Here is a 25,829-nt window from a genome sequence, read left to right as displayed (position 1 = left end):
GCCCGGTGGATCAGTAGCCGCCGAAGCTGCCGGCCGCGCCGGGAAATACCACCGGGCTTTCGCTGCCGTCCCGGGCCACGGCCGCGACACCGAAATAGTGGTTGTCGATCACCATGTTCTTCAGCGTGTGGCTGGTGACATCGCCCACGTACCGGCTATGGGTCCACTGCGGTTCGGTGGTCAGGCGCCAGTACAGCCTGTAGCCGGCCAGTTCCGGCGCCTGGGTCGCCGGCGGACGGGTCCAGCTGAGCGTGGTGTCGGCGCTGACCGCGCCGTCGATCCTGACCTGCGCGGGCGGGGGCGGGGCCCAGGCCAGGCCGGCCAGGCTCACCGCGTTGAGCGCGGTGAGCCTGGCGGCATAGGCAAAGTCCACCCCGTCCAGGGTATCGCCGTAGACCCGGCCGTTTTCGGTCCGCAGGTCCTGGTGCTGGCGGTCATAGTGCTCGTGGGTTTCCATGATCCGCACGGCCGGGAAGCCGGCATCGTTGAACGGGCTGTGGTGGCCGCCGCGGCCGAAGCGGTCCAGCCGGTAGACCATCATCACCTCCAGGTTCGGCACGTGCTCGGCCATGCGCGCGATGTAGCGGGCCAGGTTGCGCGAGGGCGAATCCAGCTCGCCGCCGGTGAAGCGGCGCGCGCGGGCCTCAGCTTCGGTCTCGGTGGCGCGGGTGCCTTCGGAGAACACCCGGGCGGTGTGGTTGTCGCTCACCCCATCGATCCCGGAGGTGTTGCCGATCATGTCGTTGTTGAGCAGCGCCTCGATCCGCCAGCCTTGTTTTTTTGCCTGGGCCGCCACGATCCTGCCGCCGAACAGGCCCTGTTCCTCGGCCGAGAGCGCGACATAGGCAATCGAAGCCGGGAATTTGTACTTGCTCAGCACCCGCGCGGCCTCCAGCGTGCCGGCCAGGCCCGAAGCGTTGTCGTTGGCGCCGGGCGCATCGGCGGTGGCATTCATGACATCGGACACACGCGAGTCGATATCGCCACTCATCATCACGTAGCGGTTGGGATCGCTGCTGCCGCGCTGGATGGCGACCACGTTGACCACTTCGGTGGCGTTGGGGATGCGCTTCTCGCCTGCGATCGTGTCGCTGACGTAGCGCACCTCCAGGCAGCCGCCGCAGTCGCGCGAGATCTGCTGGAACTGCGCATGGACCCAGCGCCGGGCCGCGCCGATGCCGCGGGTTTCGGAGGCGGTTTCCGACAGCGTGTGGCGGGTGCCGAAGGACACCAGCGTGCGCACGTCGGCTTGGATGCGCGCCGCCGAAGGCGCGGTGCCGATCGCATCCAGGCGCGGATCGGAGGCCGGAGGAGCAGCGGCCTGGGCCAGGCAGGTCAACGGAAGCAGCAGGCAGGCGGCAATCAGGCGGCGGGACATGGCGGGATGGTTCGCGTCGGGTGCGGGCCCTGGATGTTCGCACAGTCGGCACATGACCTCTGACGCGTGCAGCCTGGCCGCATTGCTGGCAGCCTGTGCGCTGTCCTGTCAGACGCCGGTCGTCCTTCGATGCGCCATGCCCGTTGCGTGCTTGTCGGTGTTGCCGTTGGCCTGGCGAGCCTGGTCCCGGCCGCGCCGGCTGCGCAGCCCGAGCTGAGCGCCACGACCAGGCAAACCGGTCTGCCACGCACGCCCGAGCAGCGGGCGGTGGTCTTCGAGCATGCGACGCTGCACTTCAAGGTGTTGCCGCAGGACCGGCGCATCCAAGGCGATGCCACCTTGCGCTTCAGAGCCGGCCAGGAGCTGGCGACGATGGTGCTGGACCTGGACCGCGCCTACCAGGTCAGTGCGGTCCAGGTCGATGGCGTGGCGCTGGCGCGCAAGGACTGGGCCAATCCGGAAGGGCGCATGCGCATCACCCTGCCCCGGGCCGTGGCCGCGCAGCAGGGATTCCAGGTGCGCGTGGTCTACGCCGGCGCGCCGCACGTGGCCACGCGTGCACCGTGGGATGGCGGATTGGTCTGGTCGAGCGCGCCCGGCGGCGAGCCGTGGGTGGCCTCGGCCATCCAGGGCGAGGGCTGCGACCTGTTGTGGCCATGCATCGACCATCCCCAGGGCGAGCCGCTGCTGGTGGACGAATACATCACCGTGCCGGCGCCGCTGGTGGCGCCGGGCAACGGCGTGTTGGTCGACATGCAGGAACACGACGGCTGGCGCACCTGGCACTGGCGTGCGCGCAGCCCGGATACCTACGCGGTGGCGATCAATGTCGGCCCGTACGAGCAGCTCAAGGGCGAGTACCACAGCCGCTTCGGCAACGCGATTGCGCTGGCGTACTGGCACCTCAAGGGTCAGGACGCAAAGGCCCAGGACCTGTTCGACGAGCTGCCCAGGATGCTGGATTTCTTCGAGCGCCAGATCGGGCCGTACCCGTTCGGCGATGAGAAGGTGGGCATCGTCCAGACCCCGTACCTGGGCATGGAACACCAGACCATCAACGCCTACGGCAACGACTACAGGAAGGACAAGTACGGCTACGACTGGCTGATGCAGCACGAGTTCTCGCACGAGTGGTTCGGCAACCAGCTGACCAATGCCGACTGGGACGATATGTGGCTGCACGAGGGCTTTGGCAGTTACATGCAGCCGCTGTACCTGCAGTACCTGCGCGGCCAGATGGAATACCACGCCGCGCTGCTGGACCAGCGCGCCAAGCTGTCCAACAGGGTTCCGATCGTCAGCGGCAAACCGCAGACCGAGCAATCGGTCTACGACAGCCAACACGGCCCGGGCCTGGACATCTACTACAAGGGCTCGCTGATGCTGCACATGCTGCGCGGGCTGGTCGGCGACCAGGCGTTCTTCAAGACCATCCGCCTGGCCGTGTACGGCACCGATGATCCACGTCCGGGTCAGTTCCAGCCGCGCCATCTGTCGACTCCGGACTACATCGCCATCGTCAATGAGGTGACCGGCAGGGACTATGGCTGGTTCTTCCAGGTGTTTCTGTATCGCGCCGCGCTGCCGGAGCTGCTGGCCGAGCGCGATGCCAGCGGTCTTGCGCTGCGCTGGAAGACGCCGGGCGAGGTGCCGTTTCCGGTGCCGGTGGAGGTGCGCATCGGCGCCAACAGCGGCAGGATCGTGACCGTGCCGATGCCCGGCGGCCGCGGCCACGTGGACCTGCCGCCCGGCGAGCTCTATACGCTGGACCCGCAGTCCAGACTGTTGCGCGAGGAGCCGCGTTTTGCCGTCGCGGTCAGGGACGCCGCCGAACGCAAGGCGGCGGCCGACCGGGCCGCCGCGGAGAAGGGCCGGGCTGAGAAAGGCCAGGCCGAAAGAGGGCAGACGGAAAAGGCAAAAGCGGCAGCCAAGCCTTGAGCTTCCGGTTCGGCCGGGGCAGGCAACGCGGGCGATGGGCAGTGACCGGGCCGTGGCGCTGCTGCGCGGCCGCGCACGCCACCAGCTGCCAAAAGGGTGGCCGACCGGTTGCGCGGGATTCACCTGGCCCGGCCTATGGTCAGGGCGTGCGCAACGGGGCGCATGTGAGCAACCGGAGGCAGCCATGGCGACCGGATGGGCCAATGATGGCGCAGTGCAGGACCAGATCGATGCGACGGTAAACGACGCGATCCAGCGCGCCCGCCGCCAGTTGCCGAGCGGCCCGAGCCTGCTGCGCTGCGAGGAATGCGACGCACCGATCCCCGAGGCGCGGCGCAAGGCGGTGCCTGGCGTGCGCCTGTGCGTGAACTGCCAGGCGGCGTTCGACGAAACCCGGGTTGCCGCGGCCGGCATCAATCGCCGCGGCAGCAAGGACAGCCAGCTGCGCTGAAGGATCCCTTCGCGCCCGGGCGCTCAGAAGAATTCGACCGCCGTAGCGAGAGCGCCGCCAAGCGTTCGTGACAAGGTGCGTTGGGGGCAAATCCGGGGAGTTTGGTGAGCCAAATGACCCGGATTTGCCCGCAGCGCGCTGCCGGCACGGGCGTTTGGCGACGGTCGCAGTAGGCGGGCGATTTTTTCTCAGCCTCTCAGCCCGGTGGCATCGGGGAGGTGCCGCGCCAGCGGCGGATGCTGCGCTGGAAGAACCAGTTGTTTACCTGGATCGAGGTGGTCGGTGCGCCATCGAAGGCTTCTGGCTCCTGCAGCGTGGTGTAGAGCAAGTTGATGTCCATCACCTTGCCCTTCAGGCCTGGTTTGTCGCCGTTTTCCAGCAGCTCGATCATCTCGTGCAGGCGGAACGGACGGGTGATGAAGATCAGGAACGTGCAGAAGATGTTGGACAGCACGCTCCATGCGGCGAAGAACGCCACCGCACCCACCGTCGCAAAGCCGGTGAAGGCGCCCCACAGTACGCCGGCGGACACGCCCAGCACATTCAGCGCGGCCAGCATGGCTGCCAGCATGACGACAAGGTTGATCGCCCTGCGCAGGCCCATGGCCAGATCCGGTGGCAGGTCGTAGCGTCCAGCCACGCGGCCGATCAGGCGTCGCGCCAGCAACTGCACCAGGCGCATCGTCAGCAGGATCAGCAGCACCTGTGCGCCGGGCACGAGCACGCCCAGCCATTGGTGCATCCACAGGGGGAGTCGTTCTTTCATCGTGGTGTCTTTTTGGAATCAAGCCGCACATGATGCCGCCGCAGCCCGGTCCGGGCAAAAGCGATCGAGGTCATCGAGTTGCTCGCCGTCGCAGGCACAATCGCAGACGATGAAAGGCCTGCTTCCCTTGTTCTTCAACGCGCTGGCCTTGCTGCTGTTTGGCATCGGCCTGTCGGGGCCGCTGGTGCCGGAGGCTGGGGCACCTGCCAGCTGGCCGCTGCTGGCCTTCGGCGCAGCACCCATCGCGATGCTGGGGGTCTGCGGCTACACCGCCACGCGCTGGCCGGCGCGGCTGGCCTTCGTGTTGCAGGCCGTGGCCCTGCTGGCGGTGCTGCTGGTGATCCTGGCGTTGCAAGCCGGCGTCCTCGGGGCAGGTCGCGCTGACGCGAAAGCGGCAGCGATTCATGGCCCGGCCGCGGGTTTGCCCTAAAATGGCGTGATTTCCCTCTCCCGCCAGCGTCGAGCCCGCCGTGAACCTGCACACCTCCGCCGCCGTCCCTGCGTCCACCGCGCCTGTGTCCATCAAACAGGAAGACCTGATCCAGTCCATCGCCGACGCGCTGCAGTACATCAGCTATTACCACCCGGTCGACTACATCAGGAACCTCTCGGCCGCCTACGAGCGCGAGCAGTCGCCGGCGGCCAAGGACGCCATCGCCCAGATCCTGATCAACTCGCGCATGTGCGCCGAGGGCCATCGCCCCATCTGCCAGGACACCGGCATCGTCACCGTGTTCCTGCAAGTGGGCATGAACGTGCGCTGGGACGATGCCAGCATGGGCGTGGAGGACATGGTCAACGAAGGCATTCGCCGCGCCTACAACCATCCGGACAACAAGCTGCGCGCCAGCGTGCTGGCCGATCCGGCCGGCAAGCGCAGCAACACGCGCGACAACACCCCGGGGGTGGTCAATGTCAGGATCGTGCCGGGCAACACGGTCGATGTGATCGTCGCGGCCAAGGGCGGCGGTTCTGAGGCCAAGTCCAAGTTCGCCATGCTCAACCCATCCGACTCGATCGTGGAGTGGGTGCTCAAGACCGTGCCGACCATGGGCGCCGGCTGGTGCCCGCCGGGCATGCTCGGCATCGGCATCGGTGGTACCGCCGAGAAGGCGATGCTGCTGGCCAAGGAAGCGCTGATGGAGCCGATCGACATCGTCGACCTGCAGGCCCGCGGCGCCTGCAACCGCGCCGAGGAGCTGCGTCTTGAACTGTACGAAAAGGTCAACGCGCTGGGCATCGGTGCCCAGGGCCTGGGCGGGCTGACCACGGTGCTGGACGTCAAGGTCAAGGATTTCCCGACCCATGCGGCCAACCTGCCGGTGGCCATGATCCCCAATTGCGCCGCCACCCGCCACGCCCATTTCACCCTGGACGGCAGCGGCCCGGTGATGCTCGATCCGCCCTCGCTGGAAGACTGGCCCAAACTGACCTACAACCCGCGCGGCGCGCGCCGGGTCGACTTGGACACCATCACCCCGGAAGAGGTGGCCAGCTTCAGGCCCGGCGAAGTGCTGCTGCTCAACGGCAAGCTGCTGACCGGGCGCGATGCCGCGCACAAGCGCATGGTCGAGATGCTCAACCGCGGCCAGCCGCTGCCGGTGGACCTGAAGGGTCGTTTCATCTACTACGTCGGCCCGGTCGACCCGGTGCGCGATGAGGTGGTCGGCCCGGCCGGTCCGACCACCGCCACGCGCATGGACAAGTTCACCGAGCAGATCCTGGCGCAGACCGGCCTGCTGGGCATGGTCGGCAAGGCCGAGCGCGGTCCGGCGGCGATCGAGGCGATCAGGCAGCACAAGTCGGTGTACCTGATGGCCGTTGGTGGGGCTGCGTACCTGGTGTCCAAGGCGATCAAGGCCGCCCGTGTACTGGCGTTCGAAGACCTGGGCATGGAGGCGATCTACGAATTCACCGTGCAGGACATGCCGGTGACCGTGGCGGTCGATTCGACCGGTGAGTCGGTGCACAGGACCGGCCCGCGCCAGTGGCAGGCCAAGATCGGCAAGATTCCGGTGGTGGTCGAGCCGGCGTAGGCCGGGGTGCATCCTCCGGCGCTGTCTTCGGATTGAGAAGGCATGGAGCGCTGGATGAGGCTATGGTGATGCCGCCGTGGGCACTGCGCTGCAGGCTGGCTGCGTACGTCAGGCGGGAAAACCGCTTCCTGCGCCCTGTTGCGCCCTGCCAGCCCGAAGGCGGCTAGGTCGTCGCGCGCCGGTGCCACACCCTACACGCGGTCCACGATGGTGCTATCGATGCGGTCAGCGCCAGCCACGACGGGACCGCGCGGATTCGCGTCCAGGCCGCATGCTGCAGCACCTGGCAGGGGCTACCGGGCCGCGGTGGCCATCTGGTGGAGGACTGGACCTGCTTCCATCACACGCACGAGTCGCCTCAATGACCGAAGCCATCCTGTACTACAGCCCCAGCACCGCCAGCCTCGTCGTGCACTGGCTGCTGATCGAACTGGACATTGCCCATCGCCTGGAGCTTGTCGACTTCGATACTCGCGCGCAGAAGTCGCCCGAGTATCTCAAGCTCAACCCGCAGGGCCGCGTGCCCACGCTGGTGCTGGATGGACAGGTGCTGACCGAATCGGCGGCCATCGCCATGCACCTGGCCGACCTGTATCCGCAGGCAAATCTGGCGCCGGCGCCTGGGACTCAGGCGCGGGCGGCGTACTACCGCTGGATGTGCTTGTGCGCCTACACGCTGATGCCGGCCTACCGCGGCTGGTTCTATCCGGACGAACCGGCCGGCCCGGCCCATGTCGAGCTGATCCAAGCCTCCTCGCGGGCCATCCTGGAACAGGCCTGGCAGCAGGTCGACGCGCACCTGGCCGCCAGCGGGCCATACCTGCTGGGCGAGCAGCCCTCGGCCGCCGATTTCGTGCTGACCATGCTGATGCGCTGGTCGCGCAACATGCCGCGCCCCACCGACAGCTGGCCCGCGCTGAAGGCCCACGCCGCGCTCATGAAGGCGCGCCCGGCCTTCCAGGAAACCTATCGCCGCGAAGGCATCAGCGACTGGCAATGACCTGCAAGTGCGGGCACAAGGAACGTGGCCATGAAGGAAAGAATCTCGATACGTGCGGCACCGGCATTCCTTTCGACGCTGGTCCTGACAGGCTGCCGGGGGCCGGTGGTACATCGGCCAACCACCCCGGCGGGCGCGATCTGCGCCGAGCAGTGCGACCAGCAGCGCTACAACTGCAACAACGCGGCCGAGGCCATCGCGCAAGGTTCGCAAGGCAGCTGCCAGGCGCGGCGGGACCAAGTCGAACAGCGGTGCTCACCTTGGGTCAAGGATTCGGACAAACAGCGCTGCCAGATCGTCAATAATCCCGGTGGTGGCGCCTGCGTCGACCCCAGCCCCGATTACGGGTCCTGCACTAGAACCTGGCATGGCTGCATCGTGTCCTGCGGCGGCTGCCTCGAATAGGCTGCCTGGCGCCGCGGCTCAGACCGGCAGGATCTCCAGCACCCGCTCCGGCGGGCGACACAGCAGCGTGCCGCGTTCGGTGATGACCACCGGCCGGTTGATCAGCGCCGGGTTGCGCAGCATGGCCTCGACCAGCGCGGCGTCGTCGATGGCCGGATCGTCCAGGCCCAGCTGCGCGTAGGCCGGCTCCTTGTCGCGCAGCAGCGCGCGCGGCGACAGGCCGGCGGCTGCAAGCACCCCGTTCAACATTTCCCGGTCCGGAGGATCGCGCAGGTAATCGACGATCTGCGGTTCGAAGCCGGCATCACGGATCAGCTCCAGCGCGCGCCGCGAAGCACTGCAGCGCGCGTTGTGCCAGATGGTGATGCCCTGCATCAGTACCACTCCAGCAGCGAGATGCCCAGGCCGATGTAGGTGGCCTTGTGGTTGTAGTCGATCATGCTTTCGCCGTAGCCGTGGAAGATCTCGATGTGACCGCGCAGGTTGCGCTCGATCGGAAAGCCCCAGGAGGCCTGCAGGGCGCCATGGGAGTCATCGCCGCTGCGTAGCGAATGCCGGCCCATCAGCGAGAATTCGTGACCTTCGCGAACGTAGGTCAGGGTCGCGTCGCCACGTCCCATGTAGTCCTCGATGTTGGGGTTCTCATCGTCGTCGCCATCGGAGATGCGGTACCACGGCCGCACCACCAGCGCCCAGTTCTCGCGGTCGAAGCCGACCTGGCCGATCACCCGGTTCCAGCTGCGCGAGAGCGGCTCGCCGCGGCCATTGGACTGGTGGTTGAGGGACAGTCCGGCCAACCTGCCGTGCCAACCGCCGAGCTCGTAGTTGGTACGGAACACCATCATGATCTCGGGCTCGTAGCTGGTCTCGCGGAACGGGCGCGAGGCGTCGCTGTTGTAGACCTGCCAGCGCGAGCTCTGGGTATAGCCGCCCCAGATGTCACCGTTGGTGCCGAACAGGTTCTCCACGAACTTGGTCTTGAAGCTCAGCTGGAACTTGGCTTCCAGGTTCTGCAGGTCCTGGGCCACGGTGACGGTATTGTCCGGATTGGGTGAGGAGGGCTTCTTGTTCGTCTTCGAGGTCCAGAACGCGGGCAACAGGTAAACCGGCTTGTAGGCGCGCATCTGGAAGACGCCCAGCTTCGAATCGGCCGCCAGTTCCCAGCGCGAATCCAGCAGCGAACCCTTGCCGGCATTGGCACGGGCGGCATCGTAGTCGTCGTTGGCGAACAGTGCCCCGGCGCTGTGCCTGAGCCGCTCGGTGACCGGGGCATCAGGCGGCGGTGCATCCAGTGCGCGCTGCTGCTTGGTCACCTCACTGGACTGTGCGGCGGCGGCATCGGCCTGCTGGGTGGTCGGCCCGGTGCGCTTGATCGCCGTGTCATAGCAGATCAGGCGCTGGGCATCCATTTCGATCGGCGCGCAGGCTTCGACCGAGGACGGTGTGATGGTTGGCAGGCCGCCCTGGGTCTGGGCATGGGCCAGGCCCGGCAGCGATGCCGCGCACAGCAGGGAAACGAGGCGAGGCAGGGGACGGCGTGGGCGCATGGCGTTGACCTGGATGAAAGAAGGAGCGATGCCAGCAGTGTGCCGTGCGCCGACAGGACCTGTCAGCTTGTGCAATGCGGGCGTGGTGCCCGCGGCCTTCCCCAATGTCGGGACCGTCGGGCGGTCGGGATTGTGGCAATCCGATGAAATGGAGCGTGTGAAGGCCGGTAGGCCGGTCAGTGGAACCAGGCCACGAAGAACACCGCCAACATGGCGAAGGCCAGGCCGACCTTGAGGACCACGCCGAGCATCAGCCCCATCCACGTGGCCAACCCGACCTTGGTGGCCTGGCCCAGTTCGCGCCCGTGCAGCATTTCGCCGATCAGCGCACCGGCGAATGGGCCGACCAAGATCCCGATGGGCAGGAACAACAAGCCGGCCAAGGTGCCGATGATCGAGCCGATGATCGCCAGACGGCTGGCACCCACACGCTGCGCACCCAGGGCGGTGGACAAAAGGTCCACGACCACCGACAGCGCCGTCAGCACGCCGAGCACGGTCAGGGTGATCCAACCGACCTGCTGGAAACCGCCGACCCATGCCGCCAGCAGCATGCCGGCGAAGGTCAAGGGAAGGCCCGGAAGTACTGGGAGGACGACCCCGGCTGTGCCAACCAGCATCATCAGCGCCGCCAGGACGTACAAAATGGTCTGTAATTCCACTTATTTTCCTTTTTCAAACAGCGGCTTAGGAGAAACATGAATGTCGGTTGAAGGTCGTTGCATTTTGATTTTCGGCGGGTTACTGTCAAGCCGCTGCGCTTGCCAGGGTCACCGTGAATCGTGGCCTGATGCGGTAGATCCAGTGATCCGCTACATCGTCCTACCTCGCTTCCTCCTTGCAACCAGCCGCCCGACCAGGCGTAAACGACCCCCCTGTTCCAAGGAGATACGACAATGGCAGAGCGCGAGACCGGAACCGTGAAGTGGTTCAACGATGCGAAGGGCTTCGGCTTCATCAGCCGCGAGAATGGTGAGGACGTGTTTGTGCACTTCCGCGCCATCCAGACCCAGGGCTTCAAGAGCCTGAAGGAAGGCCAGAAAGTAAGCTTCACCGTCGTCCAGGGCCAGAAGGGCCTGCAGGCCGACGCGGTCACACCGGAATGAGATTACCCGAGCGCCGCATCGTCGGTGCGCGGCGTTGCCACGCCATGGCCAAGAAAAAACCCGGCCGAGGCCGGGTTTTTCATCGTCTGCCTGACCTCAGCAGGTTCAGCGGATCACGACCCGTCCGTTGACCACGCGGACGTAGGTGTTCTCGCGCACACCGCCCAGATCACGCTGGGTGATCACGACGGTGCGCCCGTCATCCATGCGCACGGTGATGTTGTAGGTGTCGGAGGTAACGCGGTTCTGGATGGCGTTGCCCGCCAGCGCGCCGGCCGCGGCGCCGCCGACCGTAGCGACGTTCTTGTTGCCCTTGCTGCCACCGGTTTCCTCGGAAATCTGGCGGCCGGCCACCGCACCGACGATGCCGCCCAGCACCGCGCCGGTGCCGGTCGGCGCGCTGCGGGTGGCCGAAACCGGGTCAATCCGCGTGACGATGCCGCAGTCGGCGCACGAGCGCGAGGAAGTCGCAGAGGAATAACCGCCCCCACTGCCGCCGTAGCCGTTGTACGGCGAGGTGGTGGCGCAGCCTGCCAGCGTCAGCGCGCCGGCAGCCATCAGGGTCAAGGTTCGAAGGGACATGCCAGACTCCTTTCGCCGTTATGGCGAATCGGGGAACGAAAGATAAATGCGCAGCACTCGATATGGCGCGCATCGTGTTGTCCCCATCATGAATGCGAGGCCAACCTGCGGCGCTGTTCGTTCAATCCCCCCGGAATCGAGCAACAGCCAATGCGTTCGCCGGCCATGGCCTCAGCGGGCGAAGTCGTCGTGGCAGGCCTTGCAGGCCTCACCCACCTTGGCCAGTGTGGCCTTGGCATCCGGGCAACCGACCGGTGGGGCCGACAGTGCGCCGTCCAGGGTGGCGCGCAGCTGGCCGGCATGGCTGACAAAGCGCTGGTCTTCGGCCAGGTCCGGGAACGCGGTCTCCAGGTCGTTGGCCACCGCGCGCAGCGTCTGCAGGCGCGGCATCGCATCGCTGGCGGTGCAGCGATTGGCGGTGAGGTTCTGTTTGAGTACATCGGTCTGCTTGGACATCACGTGCATCACGCTGTGCGGAAACGGATCCTGCCGTTCCTGCAGCCAGCGCATCGCGATGACCGTGGCCACCGCGCCGACCAGCAGGCCAAGGATGAAGATGAACAGGAATCGGGATGTCTGGCTGGCCATGGGGCGTGCTCTGGGTGGGTCCGGGGGGCCGATGTTACGACGCGCCGGGTCAAGACCGACTTTAGACTACGCGCATGAAGGCCATCGCCATACCCGCGCCCGCTGTCTCCACGGTCTGGAAGGAACGCTTCGCCGGCATCGACCGCCTGTATGGCCTCGGCGCTGTCGAGCGCTTCTCGCACCGCACCGTGGCGGTGATCGGCATGGGCGGGGTGGGGTCGTGGGTGGTCGAGGCGCTGGCGCGTTCGGGCGTGGGCCGGCTGCTGCTGATCGATGCCGACGACATCTGCCTGTCCAACACCAACCGCCAGTTGCCGGCGCTGGATGGCCAGTACGGCCGCAACAAGGTGGTGGTGATGGCCGAGCGCTGCCGCGCAATCAATCCGGACATCCAGGTCGAGGCGGTGGAGGCTTTCCTGACCCCCTCGAACATGGACGCGCTGCTGGACCGCGGCCTGGACCTGGTGATCGACGCCTGCGACAGTTTCCGGACCAAGGTCGAAGCCATCGTCTGGTGCCGTCGGCGCAAGCTGCCGATGATCACGGTCGGCTCGGCCGGCGGGCGCACCGATGCGACCCAGGTGCGGGTGCGCGACCTGTCGCGGACCGAGCACGATGCCATGCTGGCGCTGGTGCGCAGAAAGCTGCGCGGCGAGTTCAATTTCCCCAGGGGCGCCAAGCGCTACTTCGGCATCTCGGCGGTCTATTCGCTGGAAAACGTGCGCTACCCGCAGCCGGACGGCAGCGTGTGCGGTCTGCGGCCGGTGCTGGGGGCCGATGCCGCCCTCAAGCTGGACTGCGGCGCCGGCCTGGGCGCGGCCACCCACATCACCGGCACCTTTGCCTTCGCCGCCGCCGGGCGCGCGCTGGAACTGCTGTTGAAGCCGACGCGCGAGCCGACGGCCGCAGGCTCAGGCGGGTAGGCCGAACAGCCGGGTGGCGTTGGCCGAGGTGGCCGCGGCGATGTGCTCGGGGTCCTGTCCGCGCAGCGCGGCGATGGTCCGGCACACCAGCGGCAACCGTGCCGGTTCGTTGCGCTGTCCGCGATGGTCGGCATCGGGCTGGTCGGGCGCATCGGTTTCCAGCAGCAGGTGTTCCAGCGGCATCGAGGCGACCAGCCGGCGCAGGCGCTGCGCGCGTGCGTAGGTCACCGGGCCGCCCAGGCCGATCATGAACCCGCTGTCCCACAGCTGGCGGGCCTGTTGCTCGCTGCCGGCATAGCTGTGGACCACGCCGCGCAGGCCACCGACCTTGCGCACGGCCATGATCACCGCTTCGACCGCCTTGCGTGCGTGCACGATCAGCGGCAGGTCGAACTCGCGCGCCAGCCGCAGCTGGCCCCGGAAATAGCCCTGCTGGTCCTCGACGTCCAGACCCTGGACATGGAAGTCCAGTCCGCACTCGCCGATCGCCACCGGGCGCTCGCGTTCGATCCAGTCGCGCAGTTCATTCAGATGCTGCGGGCGGTGCGCCTGCAGGAACAGCGGATGCAGCCCGTAGGCGGCAAACAGGCCTGCATCATGCGCACAGACCTCACCCAGCCTGGGCCAGGCGGCCGCTTCGGTGGCCGGCACGACCTGGCGCAGCACCCCGGCCCGGCGCGCGCGGGCGAGCACCGCCTCGCGGTCGGGATCGAACAGCGCGGCATCCAGGTGGCAGTGACTGTCGGTCAGCATCGACTCAGCGGCCGGGGCGGCCGGATGCGGCGTCCAGCGGCCGGGCCCTGCGGTCCTTCCAGCCGGCCAGCAACAGCGTGCCCAACCCCAGCAGGATTTCATCTGCGAGGGGCACCATGTCGGGCACCACCAGATCCACCGCGAACAGCAGCGCGGCGAGCTTGAACAGGGTGGGATAGCGCAGGCGGCGCGCCCAGCTCAGCAGGGGCAATGTCACGGGGTGGGGCATGGCGGGATCAGCCTTGGGTCCGAAAAAAGGACGCTAACACGCGCCTCGGAGCGATACTCCATTCATGCAACAGGCGGTTTAGGGACCTGTCAGTGGATACCTTGTTCAGCTTCGAAGGACAACAATCCGCGCCAGACATCAACACGGGCTCATCCGCCCGGAGGCCTCCATGAAAAACACCACCACCATGATTCTGGTCGGCGCAGGTGCGCTGCTGTTTGGCGGCGTGGCCACGGCGGCCTACATGAACAATCGCACGCCCGCGCAGACCTTCGCCACGGCCGACGGCGAGGCGCCGGCGACCTCGGCGCTGGACAGCGGTGAAGTCCTGCCGGCCAGCGACGTACCCACTGGCGCGCAACTGGAGTACGCCGATGTGGTCAGCGTCGAACCGGTCATGGACAAGGGCACGCTGTACGCCGCCGTGATCGCGACCGAGCCCGTTCGCGAAACCACCATTACCAATACCCCGCGCGAGGTCTGCCGGGACGTGGTGGTCAACGAGCGCCTGCCCGAACGCGACGGCAACGTGGGCGGCACGGTCGCCGGTACGGTGATCGGCGGCCTGGTCGGCAACCAGCTCGGCGGCGGAAGCGGCCGCGATGTCGCCACCGCCGCGGGCGCTGTGGCCGGCGGTTTCGTTGGCAACCGCGTGGACCGCAACCATGTCGGCGGTCGCGTGGTACAGCGTACCGAACGCCAGTGCCACACCGAGACCGCCACCTCCGAGTCCTCGACGGTCACCGGCTACAACGTCACCTATCGCAATCCCGATGGCACCACCGGGACCATGCGCATGGACCACCAGCCTGGCAGCCGCATCGCGATGGGCAGCACCAAGAACATCGCCGGCTACAACGTGACCTACCGCTACGAAGGCCAGGAAAAGACCATCCGCCTGGACCGCAAGCCCGATTCGGATCGGCTGCCGGTGATCGACGGCAAGGTCGTCACCCAGACCGCGGCACTGGACGACACGCGTGGCTGATCGGCCCGCGCGCATGCAGCGAGAGGAAGCCGGCGAAAGCCGGCTTCTTTTGTTTTGGCGCGATACCAAAGCGGCTTGACACGCGCGACCGGTATGCTGACCCCGCGCAGGCACCGCCTGTACCAGCCCGCCCCAGCCGATGCACACCTGCATGAGCGTCTTTGAACTTCAACTGGACACCGAGCGGCTGATCCTGCGGCCGCCGTGTGCCGGTGATCTGGATGACTGGGCCGCATTTGCGGCCGACCAGCAGGCCATGCGCCACCTGGGTGGCACGATGCCGCGCGCGGTGGCCTGGCGCAGCCTGGCTACCGTGGTCGGCGCCTGGCAGCTGCAGGGATTCGGGTTCTTCTTCGTGTTCGAGAAGGCCACTGGCGCCTGGGTCGGTCGGGTCGGGCCTTGGCAGCCTGAAGGCTGGCCCGGGACGGAAGTGGGCTGGGGCATCAAGCGCGATCGCTGGGGCCAGGGTTACGCACCAGAAGCGGCGCGTGCGGCGATGGACTGGGTGCTGGGACATCATCCCTGGCACCAGGTGATCCACTCGATCGATCCGGACAACCTGCCTTCCAAGGCGGTGGCTGCCAAGCTTGGCTCGCGGCTACTGCGGATGGACACGCTGCCTGCGCCGTACGCCGGCAAGCCGGTGGAAATCTGGGGCCAGTCGCGCGCGCAGTGGTACGCCAGCAACGCAACGCGATGATCACCGCCTACGGGATGTCCACCTCCGGCAACTGCCACAAGGTCAAGCTTGTGCTGGAACGCCTGGGCCGCCCATACCGCTGAGTGGAAGTGGACAGCACCAACGGCCAGACCCGCACGCCGGAGTTTTTGGCCATGCCAATGGCAGGGTGCCGATCATCGAGCGCGAGGACGGGTGAATGCCCGACGCTCAGCGCGCCAGGCCGTCGAGCAGGACATGGCTGCGCAACATGGTCGAGCCGCTGCGCAGCGTATCGGCCGGCGGATGATCCAGCGGCAGCACCGCCAGGGCCGGCCCGGGGGCGTGGCTGCTGGCGCTGACGACCTGGCCCAGGTGGCGTTCGCCGTCTTCCACCGGGGCACCTGGCGTCAGCAGGGCATCGCCTTCCAGCAGGGCAAGGCCGCGCTTGGCCTTGCCCAGGAAATGGGTGCGGGCCACGATTTCCTGGCCCGGGTAGCAGCCCTTCTTGACGCTGAAGGCATGCAGGCGTTCCAGCGACAGCTGCTGCGGGGTCCATTGCTCGCGCTGGGAGGCATCCAGCCGCGGCAGGCCGTGGCGCAGGTCGATGTCGCGCCAGCGGGCGAGGGCGGCGACATCCTCGGGCGCCTGCTGGCTGCTGACGCGCAGCAGGCGCGGCTGGTGCGAAGAGCCGATATCCAGTTCGATCGCCCCGTCCTGCACGTCCAGCAGCGCACCCTGCGCACGCAGCGGGGCGGTCAACGCGCCCTGGACTTCCAGGGCGGCCGGCGCCTCGATCACCACCTGCTTGCGGAACACGAAGCGCTTGAGCGCGGCGGCCATTTCCACGGCCGGGACATCGGGCAGCACCAGCATCAGCTGGTCGGCGGCCGGGCGCAGCACGGCGAACACGGCAATGACCCGTCCCTTGGGCGTCAGCCAGGTACTCCACTGCCAGCGGCCCGCTTCCAGGGCATTGAGATCGTTGGCGAACTGCGCCTGCGCGAACGCCACCGCATCGGGCCCCTGCAGCGTGACCAGGCCGTGGTCGGTCAGGGCAAAGGCCCGTTCACCGGGATTTTGGCGGTTGTCAGTCAAGATCGTGAGGATTAAAATTTTGTGCGTTGCGAGAATGACATGATAGGCCAAACCCCACCCATCCCCGAACCCGATCCTGAAACGCTGAAGCCCCAACCGGCGCCAGCGCAGAAGGAAATCGGGGGGCGCGACGGCCCCGAGCCGACCCGCTACGGAGATTGGGAAAAGAACGGGCGCTGCGTCGACTTCTGAAGTCGACACCGGCAGCGCCTTCCAGCCAACGCGGCCTTTGCCGACCGCCCAGCCGAGATAACGAGCCACGCAATGGCGACACGTCAACGACCGCTTTCCCCGCATCTCCAGGTGTATCGCTGGCAGATCCAGATGGTCACCTCCATCGTGCATCGCGCCACCGGCATCATCCTGGCCCTCGGCGCGTTGCTGATCGCCGCCGCCCTGGTCGCCCTGGCCACCGGCCCCGACGCCTGGACCTTCATGTCCACCCAGGCCGGCACCTGGTACGGACTGGTCTTCCTGTTCCTGTGGACCTGGGCCTTCAGCTATCACCTGCTCAACGGCATCCGCCACCTGGCGCAGGATGGCGGACTTGGCTATGCCATCGCCGCCTTCACCCGCAACGGCTGGCTGGTCAGTGCGGGCAGCCTGGTCCTGGCGCTGCTGATCTGGGCCGGCGTATTCGCAAAGGGGGCCCTGGCATGAGCAGCACCAAGCGTTTCCGCACCCCACTGAAGAACGCCCGCGGCCTGGGCTCGGCCAAGGAAGGCCTGCAGCACTGGCTGCTGCAGCGCTACACGGCCCTGGCCCTGATCGTGTTGGGGAGCTGGTTCGTGTATTTCGTCATCAGCCTGGTCCACGCCGACTACCTGGCTGCGACCGACGCGATCTCCAGGCCGTGGAACGCCATCGCGCTGGTGGCCTTCCTGCTGGCCATGTTCTGGCACGCGCAACTGGGCGTGCAGGTGGTCCTGGAGGACTACGTGCATGCGCCGCTGACGGCGATGGTGTCGCAGCTGCTGGTCCGTTTCATCTGTCTCCTCGGTGCGCTGGCCAGCGTCTTCGCCGTGGTCCGCATCGCACTGGGAAACTGAAGCCATCATGTCTTCCGCATACAAGATCACCGAACACAAGTACGACATGGTCGTGGTCGGCGCCGGCGGCGCTGGCCTGCGCGCCACCTTCGGCCTGGCCGCCAAGGGCCTGCAGACGGTCTGCATCACCAAGGTCTTCCCGACCCGTTCGCACACCGTGGCCGCGCAGGGCGGCATCTCCGCGGCGCTGGGCAACATGGGCGAGGACGACTGGCGCTACCACTTCTACGACACCATCAAGGGCTCGGACTGGCTGGGCGACCAGGACGCGATCGAATACATGTGCCGTGAGGCCATCCCCTCGATCATCGAGCTGGAACACCAGGGCGTGCCGTTCTCGCGCACCGAGGACGGCAAGATCTACCAGCGTCCGTTCGGCGGCATGACCACCAAGTTCGGCGAAGGCCCGGCGGCGCAGCGCACCTGCGCGGCCGCCGACCGCACCGGCCACGCCATGCTGCACACGCTGTACCAGCAGTCGCTGGCGCACAACGCGCGCTTCATGATCGAGTACTTCGCGCTGGACCTGATCTTCGACGAGGAAGGTGTCTGCCGCGGCGTGCTGGCGCTGGACATGGCCGAGGGCACGCTGCACCTGTTCCGCGCCCACGGCGTGGTGCTGGCCACCGGCGGCTATGGCCGTGCCTACTTCAGCGCCACCTCGGCCCACACCTGCACCGGTGACGGCGGCGGCCTGGCCATGCGCGCCGGCCTGCCGATGCAGGACATGGAGTTCGTGCAGTTCCATCCCACCGGCATCTACGGCGCCGGCTGCCTGATCACCGAAGGCGTGCGCGGCGAAGGCGGCATCCTGCGCAACGCCAACGGCGAGCGCTTCATGGAGCGCTACGCCCCGCACTACAAGGACCTGGCATCGCGCGACGTGGTCGCCCGTTCCATGACCATCGAGATCCGCGAAGGCCGCGGCGTGGGCGAGCACAAGGACCACATCCTGCTCGACCTGACCCACCTGGGCCCGGAAGTGATCAACGAAAAGCTGCCCGGCATCGCCGAGAGCGCACGCATCTTCGCTGGCGTGGACGTGGCCAAGGAGCCCATCCCGGTGCTGCCGACGGTGCACTACAACATGGGTGGCATCCCGACCAACTACCACGGCGAAGTCGTGCGCAAGCTCGGGGACGATCCGGATTCGGTCGTGCCGGGGCTGTACGCCATCGGCGAGGCGGCCTGCGTCTCGGTCCACGGCGCAAACCGCCTGGGCTCCAACTCGCTGCTGGACCTGGTGGTGTTCGGCCGCGCGGTGGCCAACCGCTGTGCCGAGACGATCACTTCCGGCGCGCCGCACAAGACCCTGGCGCCGGACAGCTGCGACAAGGCGCTGGGCCTGCTGGACAGGCTGCGCAATGCCAACGGCGATACGCCGACCTCGGTGATCCGCGACAACATGCAGCGCACCATGCAGTCCGATGCAGCCGTGTTCCGCACCAGCAAGACGCTCAAGGAGGGCTGCGAGAAGATGGCCCAGGTGTTTGCCAGTTTCCAGGACGTCAAGGTCTCCGACCGTTCGCTGGTCTGGAACTCGGACCTGATCGAAACCTACGAGCTGAGCAACCTGCTGCTCAACGCGGTGGCGACGATCAACTCGGCCGAACAGCGCCACGAAAGCCGCGGCGCCCACGCGCACGAGGATTTTCCCGATCGCGACGACGTCAACTGGCACAAGCACACACTGGTCAGCGTCGACGACAAGGGCCAGTGCAGCTTCGACTACCGTCCGGTGCACATGTACACGCTCAGCAAGGACGTGGACGTGGTCCCGCCGAAGCCGCGCGTTTACTGATCAATGCCGTGAATCGGCGTGTCGCCCGCATGCGGGGCGCGCCGACTCCCCCAATCCTCTACCCGGACCCAGGCCATGGCTGAGTTTGCACTCCCCAAGAATTCCAAGATCGGCAAGGGCAAGCATTTTCCTGCGCCCGGCGCCAGGAACACGCGCACCTTCAAGATCTATCGCTGGAACCCGGACCAGGACAGCAACCCGCGCACCGACACCTACGAGGTGGATCTGGACAAGTGCGGCCCGATGGTCCTGGACGCGCTGATCAAGATCAAGAACGAGATCGATCCGACCCTGACCTTCCGTCGCTCGTGCCGCGAGGGCATCTGCGGTTCGTGCGCGATGAACATCAGCGGCACCAACACGCTGGCCTGCACCAAGGCCATCGAGGAATGTGGCAAGGGCGAAGTGCCGGTCTATCCGCTGCCGCACATGGACGTGATCAAGGACCTGGTCCCGGACCTGACCCACTTCTACGCCCAGTACGCCTCGATCAAGCCGTGGCTGCGCACCCAGACCCCGGCGCCGGACCGCGAGCGGCTGCAGTCGCCGCAGGACCGCAAGCAGATCGACGGCCTGTACGAGTGCATCCTGTGTGCGTGCTGCTCGACCAGCTGCCCGAGCTACTGGTGGAACGGCGAGCGTTACCTGGGTCCGGCGATCCTGCTGCAGGCCTACCGCTGGATCGTCGACTCGCGCGACGAGGACACCGGTGCGCGACTGGACGACCTGGAAGACCCGTTCAAGCTGTATCGCTGCCACACCATCATGAACTGCACCCGGACCTGCCCGAAGGGCCTGAACCCGGCCAAGGCGATCGCCGAGATCAAGAAGCTGATGCTGGCCCGGGTGGCCTGATCGAACCGAGGCTGCACACAACGCGCCCTCCGCCGGAGGGCGTTTTGCTTTCTGCAAAACCTTTGGACACCTGCGATGAGCGACGTACCCGAGCCCGCCCTGGATCCGGACATCAAGCGCCTGCGCTGGCGTTGCCGGCGCGGCATGCGCGAGCTTGACCAGCTGTTCGGGCGCTACCTGGACAAGGCCTGGGCGAACGATTCCCAGGCCCAGCGGGCGGTTTTCCTACAACTGCTCGAATGCGAGGACGATAGGCTCTGGCGCTGGTTCATGGGTTATGAGGACTGCCCCGATGCCGCGCTCGCACAGCTCATGGAAAGGATCCGCCAGCTGCCGGCTTGAATGGCGGCCCTCGCGCCTGGCCAGCGTCATGCTGGGGGTGCTCGGGGGATTGGCGGTGGTGGCGTTGTTTGGCAGCGCGCTGACGCGCGCCGGTGCCGGTGCGGCATCGGTACTGGCCATCGGCTATGACCTTCATCTCTTGCGCCGCTACCTGCGCAGTCCCGTGCGGCGGCTGGTGATCCCGGGCGGCACGTCCGCCTGCACGCTCGACGGGGCGGCGTTGGCGCGGTTGGCGGTGCAGTGGCGCGGGCCGCTGGCGTTCCTGGCCTGGTGCGACGTTGCCGGCCAGCGGGGCCATCTGGTCTGGTGGCCGGATACGCTGGATGCGCACCAGCGGCGTGAACTGCGTCTGGCCGCCGACGAGGCCGCGGTATCGCCCACGGTGGCGGCGGTGGCACCATAGCCGGCCAACAGGCCGCAGCCGGCCTGCCTTTCGTCAATCGCAGGACGCAATGTTCAAACCCATTCCTGTCGCCATCGGCCTGCGCTATCTGCGCGCCAAGCGGCGCAACGGCTTCATCTCCTTCATCTCGCTGGCCTCGATCCTCGGCATTGGCCTGGGCGTGACCGTGCTGATCACCACCTTGTCGGTGATGAGCGGGTTCCAGCGCGAGATCCGCGACCGCCTGCTGGAGATGACCGCCCATGCCACGGTCAGCGCCGCCGGTCAGCCCATGCAGCATTGGCCGGATGCGGTGAAGCTGGCGATGGAGGACCCGCGCGTGGCCGGCGCCGCGCCGTACGTGGACAGCGAAGCGCTGCTGACCGGCACCGCCGACCAGGGCCAGGGTGCGCTGGTCCGCGGCATCGTGCCCGAGCAGGAACGGCAGGTCTCGGTGCTGGCCGAGAAGATGGATGCCGGCTCGATCGATGCATTGCAGCCCGGTGCGTTCAACATCCTGCTCGGCAGCGAGCTGGCGATATGGCTTGGCGTGAGCGTGGGGGACACCGTCAACGTGGCCACCACCACGATGGACAGCACGCCGATGGGCTCGATCCCGCGGGCCAAGCGGTTCAAGGTCGCGGGCATCTTCACCGTCGGCTACAACGACGTGGACAAGGGCATGGCCTTCGTCAACATGCAGGACATGCAGCGCCTCAAGCGCATGGGCCAGGGCGTCACCGGCGTGCGCCTGATGCTGCATGACCTGAACCAGGCCGAGCAGGTGGCCCGCGACCTGGCCGGGCGGCTCTATCAACTGGGCCAGAACGTCTACCGCATCAGCGACTGGACCAGCGAAAACGCCAACCTCTACCAGTCGCTGAAGATGGAAAAGACCGTCATGGGCGTCCTGCTGTCGCTGATCATCGCGATGGGCGCCTTCAACCTGGTGTCCTCGCAGGTGATGCTGGTCACCGACAAGCAGGCCGACATCGCGATCCTGCGCACGCTGGGCCTGACCCCGCGCGGGGTGATGCAGGTGTTCATGGTCCAGGGCACGCTGATCGGGGTGATCGGCACGGTGGCCGGCGTGCTCGGCGGACTGGTGCTGACCACCAACCTGGAGCGGATCCTGGAGCTGATCGAACACCTGTTCAAGGTGACCCTGCTGCCCTCGGACGTGTACTACATCACCGGCCTGCCGTATGACCTCGACCCGCACGAGATCGTGCTGATCGCGCTCATCGCGCTGGGCATGAGTTTCCTGGCCACGCTGTATCCGGCCTGGCGCGCGGCGCGCACCGATCCGGCCGAGGCCCTGCGCTATGAATGAGACGACGATGCAGGGCGATGGCACCGTGATCCGGGCCGAGGCGCTGGCCAAGACCTACGCCGAAGGCAAGATGCGCACGCCGGTGTTCGACGGCCTGGACCTGGCCGTGCAGGCAGGCGAGACCGTGGCCATCGTCGGTGCCTCCGGCGCCGGCAAGAGCACCCTGCTGCACCTGCTGGGCGGGCTGGATACGCCGACCTCGGGCGAGGTCTACGTGGCCGGACAGCAGATGTCCAGGCTGTCCAATGCGGCGCGCGGCCAGCTGCGCAACCGGGCGCTGGGTTTTGTCTACCAGTTCCACCACCTGCTGCCCGAGTTCACCGCGCTGGAGAACGTGATGATGCCGGTTGCCCTGGCCGGCCAGGACATGGCGGTGGCCCGGCAACGGGCCAGCGTGCTGCTGGAACAGGTCGGCCTGGGCCATCGCCTGGAGCACAAGCCGGGCGAACTGTCCGGCGGCGAGCGCCAGCGCGCGGCCGTGGCGCGGGCGCTGGTCAACCGCCCGGCCTGCGTGCTCGGCGACGAACCCACCGGCAACCTGGACGAGAAGACCGCCCAGACCGTGTTCAACCTGATGCTGGAGCTCAACCGCGCGCAGAAGACCAGCCTGGTGCTGGTCACCCACGACCGCCGCCTGGCCGCGCGCCTGGACCGCACCCTGGAACTGCACCAGGGCAGGCTGCGTGCGGTTGCACTATGACCGCAACGCAGCCAGGCAAGTTGGCAAGCACAGGGACAGGCCAGTAGAATCCCCGCCCACGGGGCCATAGCTCAGCTGGGAGAGCGCGTCGTTCGCAATGACGAGGTCGGGAGTTCGATCCTCCCTGGCTCCACCACCGTTTTGAAGCCAGGCCCGTGGCCTGGCTTTTTTTTCTTGCCCCGGATCGGCAGTCCGGGTGCGGGTTGCGTTTGCGGCGGTGCCGGGCCGACCGGCCGGCGCCGGGCGGGCGCTGCTGCGCTCGCTGGCGCGAGCATCTCGGGGGCTGCCGGCGCACCGGGCCGGGCGCCTGTGGAAGGTCGAGCTGTCCTGGTGCGCGTCGGCGGCGCGGACCAAGAACGAGGCGCGGGCGGCAACAACACCTGCAAGAACTGAAGGTCACCAGGCACCATGCCCACACTGAACTGGATCGGCAAGGAGGCCGTCGCCAGACACCACAAGGAAGTCCCGCTGCGCCTGCTTGAGCCGGTGCGCGAGCTGTCCTGCGGCGCTGCCGACAGCGGCACCAACCCCAACACCGGGGAAGAAACTTGGCCTGAACGCACACGCGGCTGGGCGTATTCGCAAGAGGAGCATCAACGGCACATGGCCGAAGGCCTGATCTACCGGGGTAAGGATGGCAACGGCAAGGTGCCTGCCCATAAGCGGGATAAACATGCTCTCCGTAATGATGGTGTGGTACCACAAACGCTGTGCTCGCACGAATTCGCTGGCCGCACGGATGGCTCCCGCAAAGAGCTACGCGAAGTTCTGCATGACCTCCCGTCGGTGTCGGACTTTGCCACCCCCAAACCATCACTGCTTGTTCAACGCATCTTTGCTGGTTCCGGCACCACCGGCCATGCCGTACTGAAACAAAACGCCGAAGACGGTGGCAGCCGTCGCTTTATCCTGGTCGAGATGGACGACACCATCGCCCGCACCGTCACCGCCGAGCGTGTCAGGCGCGTCGCCACCGGCTACAGCAAAGGCGCCCTCACTCCCGACCCCTCTCCCGCAAGCGGGCCAGGGGAGAAGGTGGTCGAGGGCCTGGGCGGCGGCCTCCAGTTCTGCCGCCTGTCCGCCGAACCGCTGTTCGATGCCGACGGCCGGATCCGTCACGACGTGCACTTTGCCCAGCTGGCCGAGTTCGTCTGGTTTGCGGAAACGGGCACGGGTTATACGTCGTCATTCCGGGGCGAGGCAGTCGAACCCGGAATCCAGCGTGCAGGACTGGATTCCCGCCTGCGCGGGAATGACGTTTTAGCGGCATCGCCGCTGCTGGGGGTGCACGAGGGTCGCGCGATCTACCTGCTCTACAACGGCATCCTGAAGGACAAGTCCGCCGCCGGCGGCAACGTGCCCACCGTTCCGGTGTTCGACCTGTTGCCCAGGTTTGCCGGCCCCACAGTGATCTACGCCGCCGCCAACCGCATGGGCGACCGCGCCGCACGCGAGGGCATCACCTTCAAGCAGACCCCGTACGCGCCGGAGGCATACTAAGCCGGTCGGGGGGAGGCCTCACTCAGCGGTCCTGCCGCTGTTCGTGGCAAGGCGCCGCGAGCGCAGTGTTGACCGCACATAAGCGAGCGGCAACGCCGCCACCGACAGCGGCAGGACCGCCCTGCGGGAACCACGGACAGGCCCGCCGGCGGTGTTGCGCTGGCTTGACAGGGGGTGGCCCTGCCGGCGCCAGCGCGCTTGGCCGGCGGGCCTGTCCGTGGCTCTGAATGAGGCTTTCCCCCCGACCGGCTTAGTAAATGAAAAAGTCCTTCGAGCATTGTCGGGACGAGGATTTGCGCAGCTCGCTGAATGCTTTGTTGCGGGCTGCCAGAAAGGCGCAAAATGCGGCCGATGCGCAGCGCGGAATTAGCACTCGCCCGATTGAACCACTGGAGGTATCCATGAATACGAAACAACTGATCGACACAGCCCTGAAACTCCCGCCCGACGAGCGTTTCGCGCTGATCGACGAACTCCTGCACAGCCTCGATCGGCCCGATCCCGATCTGGATCGGGTCTGGATCGAGGAGGCCGAGCGACGGCTCGGCGCTTACCGCTCGGGTCGGATACAGGGCATTCCAGCGGAGGACGTCGTAGGGCCGTTCTGATGCGCTTTGAATTTTCACCCGAGGCGAAGGCCGAATTCAGTGATGGCGAAAGCTATTACGAACGGCAAATGCCCGGGCTGGGCGCGCGCTTTCGCGCCGACGTGCGGGATGCCTTGAAGCGCCTGGGCCATTGGCCGCTGGCCGCTCCAGTCGAGCGCGGCCAGATTCGCCGCATGATCCTGAGCCGCTTTCCGTACAAGCTGCTCTATGCGATCGAGCCTGACCATATCTACATCATCGCGGTCGCGCACACGCCCACCGGCGGCGGCAAGACCTGGCTGGCGGCCAGGAGCGTGCAGCTCGCCAACACGCATCTGCTGCGCTGCGAGCACAGCGTGATCCTGTGGCTGGTGCCGAGCAGGCCGATCCGCGAGCAGACCATCAAGGCGCTGAAGGATCGCCGTCCCCCCTGTCACGCGGCATTGCCTGAGGCGGGCCCGATCACGGTGCTCGACCTGGAAGAAGCCAAGAGCGTGACCGGCGCCACGCTGCCGGAAGCGCGCATGCGTGGCCTGCGCAGGCAGGCGGCAGTCTTCGGCCAGGACGCGAGATCGCGTATGGCGGTGACGGATCGGTACACCTTCGCGTTCCACGCCCAGGCCTGTGCGCCCAGCCGGGACCATGACGACCGTTTCGGGCACTTCGAGTTCCGCAAGCACTTCGACGGCCGCATCGCGGGGGATGACCGGTTGATCGGCGGCCGGTGGGCGAACCTGTCCTGGGCGCGCTGCCGCTTGGTCATGGTCAAGGGCAAGCGGTGGGAGTGGATCGAGGAGAAGCTGTCCTCATCGCCGGTTCGACAGGACTGATTCC

At 67.0% G+C, this 25,829-nt stretch carries 32 protein-coding genes and 1 tRNA gene; 23 read left to right on the top strand and 10 right to left on the bottom strand.

The features are described from left to right. Window positions 1-10: 10 nt before the first annotated feature. Window positions 11-1,378: a M28 family metallopeptidase gene (locus tag DSC_RS08550; protein WP_014160763.1), complete on the bottom strand. Its 1,368-nt coding sequence runs from the start codon at window positions 1,376-1,378 to the stop codon at window positions 11-13. Between the two features lie 129 nt (window positions 1,379-1,507). On the opposite strand from DSC_RS08550, the gene DSC_RS08545 reads away from it, so the two are divergent. Continuing rightward, entirely contained in the window at window positions 1,508-3,316 is a 1,809-nt protein-coding gene (locus DSC_RS08545; RefSeq protein WP_014160762.1) for a M1 family metallopeptidase, read from the top strand. A gap of 184 nt (window positions 3,317-3,500) precedes the next feature. Then, window positions 3,501-3,767, top strand: a complete 267-nt coding sequence (locus DSC_RS08540; RefSeq protein ID WP_014160761.1) for a DksA/TraR family C4-type zinc finger protein — start codon at window positions 3,501-3,503, stop codon at window positions 3,765-3,767. A 196-nt stretch (window positions 3,768-3,963) separates the two neighbouring features. Here the strand turns inward: DSC_RS08540 and DSC_RS08535 are convergent, their stop codons facing one another. Beyond that, complete coding sequence (locus DSC_RS08535) at window positions 3,964-4,533, bottom strand: mechanosensitive ion channel family protein (RefSeq protein WP_043290497.1); 570 nt, start codon at window positions 4,531-4,533, stop codon at window positions 3,964-3,966. 109 nt (window positions 4,534-4,642) lie between these two features. Between DSC_RS08535 and DSC_RS08530 the strand changes: the two genes are divergently transcribed. The 4 genes from DSC_RS08530 (at window position 4,643) to DSC_RS16625 (ending at window position 7,974) form a co-directional block, all read left to right on the top strand. Then, entirely contained in the window at window positions 4,643-4,963 is a 321-nt protein-coding gene (locus tag DSC_RS08530; RefSeq protein ID WP_014160759.1) for a hypothetical protein, read from the top strand. An 85-nt stretch (window positions 4,964-5,048) separates the two neighbouring features. Further along, window positions 5,049-6,569: a fumarate hydratase gene (locus DSC_RS08525; RefSeq protein ID WP_043291156.1), complete on the top strand. Its 1,521-nt coding sequence runs from the start codon at window positions 5,049-5,051 to the stop codon at window positions 6,567-6,569. 361 nt (window positions 6,570-6,930) lie between these two features. Then, window positions 6,931-7,569: a glutathione S-transferase family protein gene (locus DSC_RS08520; protein ID WP_014160757.1), complete on the top strand. Its 639-nt coding sequence runs from the start codon at window positions 6,931-6,933 to the stop codon at window positions 7,567-7,569. A 30-nt stretch (window positions 7,570-7,599) separates the two neighbouring features. Continuing rightward, window positions 7,600-7,974 carry a hypothetical protein gene (locus DSC_RS16625; protein ID WP_148268110.1) on the top strand — a complete coding sequence of 125 codons (375 nt, stop codon included), beginning with the start codon at window positions 7,600-7,602 and terminating at the stop codon, window positions 7,972-7,974. Window positions 7,975-7,992: 18 nt separating this feature from the next. Here the strand turns inward: DSC_RS16625 and arsC are convergent, their stop codons facing one another. The 3 genes from arsC to DSC_RS08505 all read right to left on the bottom strand — a co-directional run bounded on the left by arsC (window position 7,993) and on the right by DSC_RS08505 (window position 10,183). After that, on the bottom strand, window positions 7,993-8,349 hold the full coding sequence (arsC, locus tag DSC_RS08515) for an arsenate reductase (glutaredoxin) (RefSeq protein WP_014160756.1): 357 nt from the start codon (window positions 8,347-8,349) through the stop codon (window positions 7,993-7,995). Beyond that, window positions 8,349-9,521: a phospholipase A gene (locus DSC_RS08510; protein WP_014160755.1), complete on the bottom strand. Its 1,173-nt coding sequence runs from the start codon at window positions 9,519-9,521 to the stop codon at window positions 8,349-8,351. The genes arsC and DSC_RS08510 overlap by 1 nt, the downstream gene beginning before the upstream one ends. A 176-nt stretch (window positions 9,522-9,697) precedes the next feature. Next, window positions 9,698-10,183 (bottom strand): DUF456 domain-containing protein, encoded by a 486-nt coding sequence (locus DSC_RS08505; RefSeq protein WP_043290496.1) that lies wholly within the window; start codon window positions 10,181-10,183, stop codon window positions 9,698-9,700. A gap of 234 nt (window positions 10,184-10,417) precedes the next feature. Here DSC_RS08505 and DSC_RS08500 point away from each other — a divergent pair, with 234 nt between their 5' ends. After that, window positions 10,418-10,627 carry a cold-shock protein gene (locus DSC_RS08500; protein WP_014160753.1) on the top strand — a complete coding sequence of 70 codons (210 nt, stop codon included), beginning with the start codon at window positions 10,418-10,420 and terminating at the stop codon, window positions 10,625-10,627. A gap of 105 nt (window positions 10,628-10,732) precedes the next feature. On the opposite strand, the gene DSC_RS08495 is transcribed toward DSC_RS08500, so the two are convergent. Continuing rightward, complete coding sequence (locus DSC_RS08495) at window positions 10,733-11,209, bottom strand: glycine zipper 2TM domain-containing protein (RefSeq protein ID WP_043290495.1); 477 nt, start codon at window positions 11,207-11,209, stop codon at window positions 10,733-10,735. A gap of 171 nt (window positions 11,210-11,380) precedes the next feature. Next, the gene (locus tag DSC_RS08490; protein WP_014160751.1) at window positions 11,381-11,797 is read right to left on the bottom strand and encodes a hypothetical protein; all 417 of its coding nucleotides are present in this window, start codon (window positions 11,795-11,797) and stop codon (window positions 11,381-11,383) included. Between the two features lie 74 nt (window positions 11,798-11,871). Here DSC_RS08490 and DSC_RS08485 point away from each other — a divergent pair, with 74 nt between their 5' ends. Beyond that, window positions 11,872-12,720, top strand: a complete 849-nt coding sequence (locus DSC_RS08485) for a tRNA threonylcarbamoyladenosine dehydratase (protein WP_014160750.1) — start codon at window positions 11,872-11,874, stop codon at window positions 12,718-12,720. Here DSC_RS08485 and DSC_RS08480 read toward each other — a convergent pair. Both DSC_RS08480 and DSC_RS08475 read right to left on the bottom strand, forming a co-directional pair. Then, entirely contained in the window at window positions 12,709-13,473 is a 765-nt protein-coding gene (locus tag DSC_RS08480; protein WP_014160749.1) for a TatD family hydrolase, read from the bottom strand. The two genes, DSC_RS08485 and DSC_RS08480, sit on opposite strands and share 12 nt — an antisense overlap. Window positions 13,474-13,477: 4 nt before the next feature. Then, window positions 13,478-13,702 carry a DUF6116 family protein gene (locus DSC_RS08475; protein WP_043290494.1) on the bottom strand — a complete coding sequence of 75 codons (225 nt, stop codon included), beginning with the start codon at window positions 13,700-13,702 and terminating at the stop codon, window positions 13,478-13,480. A gap of 169 nt (window positions 13,703-13,871) precedes the next feature. Here DSC_RS08475 and DSC_RS08470 point away from each other — a divergent pair, with 169 nt between their 5' ends. Together DSC_RS08470 and DSC_RS08465 are read left to right on the top strand one after the other, a co-directional pair. Further along, window positions 13,872-14,690, top strand: a complete 819-nt coding sequence (locus DSC_RS08470) for a glycine zipper 2TM domain-containing protein (protein ID WP_014160747.1) — start codon at window positions 13,872-13,874, stop codon at window positions 14,688-14,690. Between the two features lie 151 nt (window positions 14,691-14,841). Then, window positions 14,842-15,390 carry a GNAT family N-acetyltransferase gene (locus DSC_RS08465; protein WP_014160746.1) on the top strand — a complete coding sequence of 183 codons (549 nt, stop codon included), beginning with the start codon at window positions 14,842-14,844 and terminating at the stop codon, window positions 15,388-15,390. Between the two features lie 189 nt (window positions 15,391-15,579). Here the strand turns inward: DSC_RS08465 and ygfZ are convergent, their stop codons facing one another. Beyond that, entirely contained in the window at window positions 15,580-16,446 is an 867-nt protein-coding gene (ygfZ, locus tag DSC_RS08460; RefSeq protein WP_014160744.1) for a CAF17-like 4Fe-4S cluster assembly/insertion protein YgfZ, read from the bottom strand. A 39-nt stretch (window positions 16,447-16,485) separates the two neighbouring features. Here ygfZ and DSC_RS17550 point away from each other — a divergent pair, with 39 nt between their 5' ends. The 13 genes from DSC_RS17550 to DSC_RS17085 all read left to right on the top strand — a co-directional run bounded on the left by DSC_RS17550 (window position 16,486) and on the right by DSC_RS17085 (window position 25,825). Further along, entirely contained in the window at window positions 16,486-16,638 is a 153-nt protein-coding gene (locus DSC_RS17550; protein WP_014160743.1) for a DUF1674 domain-containing protein, read from the top strand. Window positions 16,639-16,710: 72 nt separating this feature from the next. Next, window positions 16,711-17,106: a succinate dehydrogenase, cytochrome b556 subunit gene (gene sdhC / locus DSC_RS08455; RefSeq protein WP_043290493.1), complete on the top strand. Its 396-nt coding sequence runs from the start codon at window positions 16,711-16,713 to the stop codon at window positions 17,104-17,106. Then, window positions 17,103-17,495, top strand: coding sequence for a succinate dehydrogenase, hydrophobic membrane anchor protein (sdhD, locus tag DSC_RS08450; protein ID WP_014160741.1), 393 nt, complete (start codon window positions 17,103-17,105; stop codon window positions 17,493-17,495). Before sdhC ends, sdhD begins: the two co-directional genes overlap by 4 nt. Window positions 17,496-17,502: 7 nt before the next feature. Continuing rightward, window positions 17,503-19,296, top strand: coding sequence for a succinate dehydrogenase flavoprotein subunit (gene sdhA / locus DSC_RS08445; RefSeq protein WP_014160740.1), 1,794 nt, complete (start codon window positions 17,503-17,505; stop codon window positions 19,294-19,296). A gap of 75 nt (window positions 19,297-19,371) precedes the next feature. Beyond that, window positions 19,372-20,151, top strand: a complete 780-nt coding sequence (locus tag DSC_RS08440) for a succinate dehydrogenase iron-sulfur subunit (protein ID WP_014160739.1) — start codon at window positions 19,372-19,374, stop codon at window positions 20,149-20,151. A 75-nt stretch (window positions 20,152-20,226) separates the two neighbouring features. Continuing rightward, window positions 20,227-20,493: an FAD assembly factor SdhE gene (locus DSC_RS08435; RefSeq protein WP_014160738.1), complete on the top strand. Its 267-nt coding sequence runs from the start codon at window positions 20,227-20,229 to the stop codon at window positions 20,491-20,493. Between the two features lie 28 nt (window positions 20,494-20,521). Then, on the top strand, window positions 20,522-20,896 hold the full coding sequence (locus DSC_RS08430; RefSeq protein ID WP_238527631.1) for a hypothetical protein: 375 nt from the start codon (window positions 20,522-20,524) through the stop codon (window positions 20,894-20,896). 49 nt (window positions 20,897-20,945) lie between these two features. Continuing rightward, window positions 20,946-22,208 carry a lipoprotein-releasing ABC transporter permease subunit gene (locus tag DSC_RS08425; RefSeq protein ID WP_014160736.1) on the top strand — a complete coding sequence of 421 codons (1,263 nt, stop codon included), beginning with the start codon at window positions 20,946-20,948 and terminating at the stop codon, window positions 22,206-22,208. Further along, the gene (gene lolD, locus DSC_RS08420) at window positions 22,201-22,908 is read left to right on the top strand and encodes a lipoprotein-releasing ABC transporter ATP-binding protein LolD (RefSeq protein ID WP_122227219.1); all 708 of its coding nucleotides are present in this window, start codon (window positions 22,201-22,203) and stop codon (window positions 22,906-22,908) included. Before DSC_RS08425 ends, lolD begins: the two co-directional genes overlap by 8 nt. 60 nt (window positions 22,909-22,968) lie before the next feature. Next, a tRNA-Ala gene (locus tag DSC_RS08415) sits at window positions 22,969-23,044 on the top strand. 272 nt (window positions 23,045-23,316) lie between these two features. Then, window positions 23,317-24,408, top strand: coding sequence for a site-specific DNA-methyltransferase (locus DSC_RS08410; protein ID WP_014160734.1), 1,092 nt, complete (start codon window positions 23,317-23,319; stop codon window positions 24,406-24,408). 257 nt (window positions 24,409-24,665) lie between these two features. Beyond that, complete coding sequence (locus DSC_RS17090) at window positions 24,666-25,016, top strand: addiction module protein (protein WP_202944876.1); 351 nt, start codon at window positions 24,666-24,668, stop codon at window positions 25,014-25,016. Then, window positions 25,016-25,825 (top strand): type II toxin-antitoxin system RelE/ParE family toxin, encoded by an 810-nt coding sequence (locus DSC_RS17085; protein WP_014160732.1) that lies wholly within the window; start codon window positions 25,016-25,018, stop codon window positions 25,823-25,825. The genes DSC_RS17090 and DSC_RS17085 overlap by 1 nt, the downstream gene beginning before the upstream one ends. Window positions 25,826-25,829 lie beyond the last annotated feature (4 nt).

This window comes from Pseudoxanthomonas spadix BD-a59, from assembly GCF_000233915.3.
Taxonomy (GTDB): domain Bacteria; phylum Pseudomonadota; class Gammaproteobacteria; order Xanthomonadales; family Xanthomonadaceae; genus Pseudoxanthomonas_A; species Pseudoxanthomonas_A spadix.
Note: the sequence above shows the minus strand (reverse complement) of the source record. Positions and strands in the feature narration are given on the sequence as shown.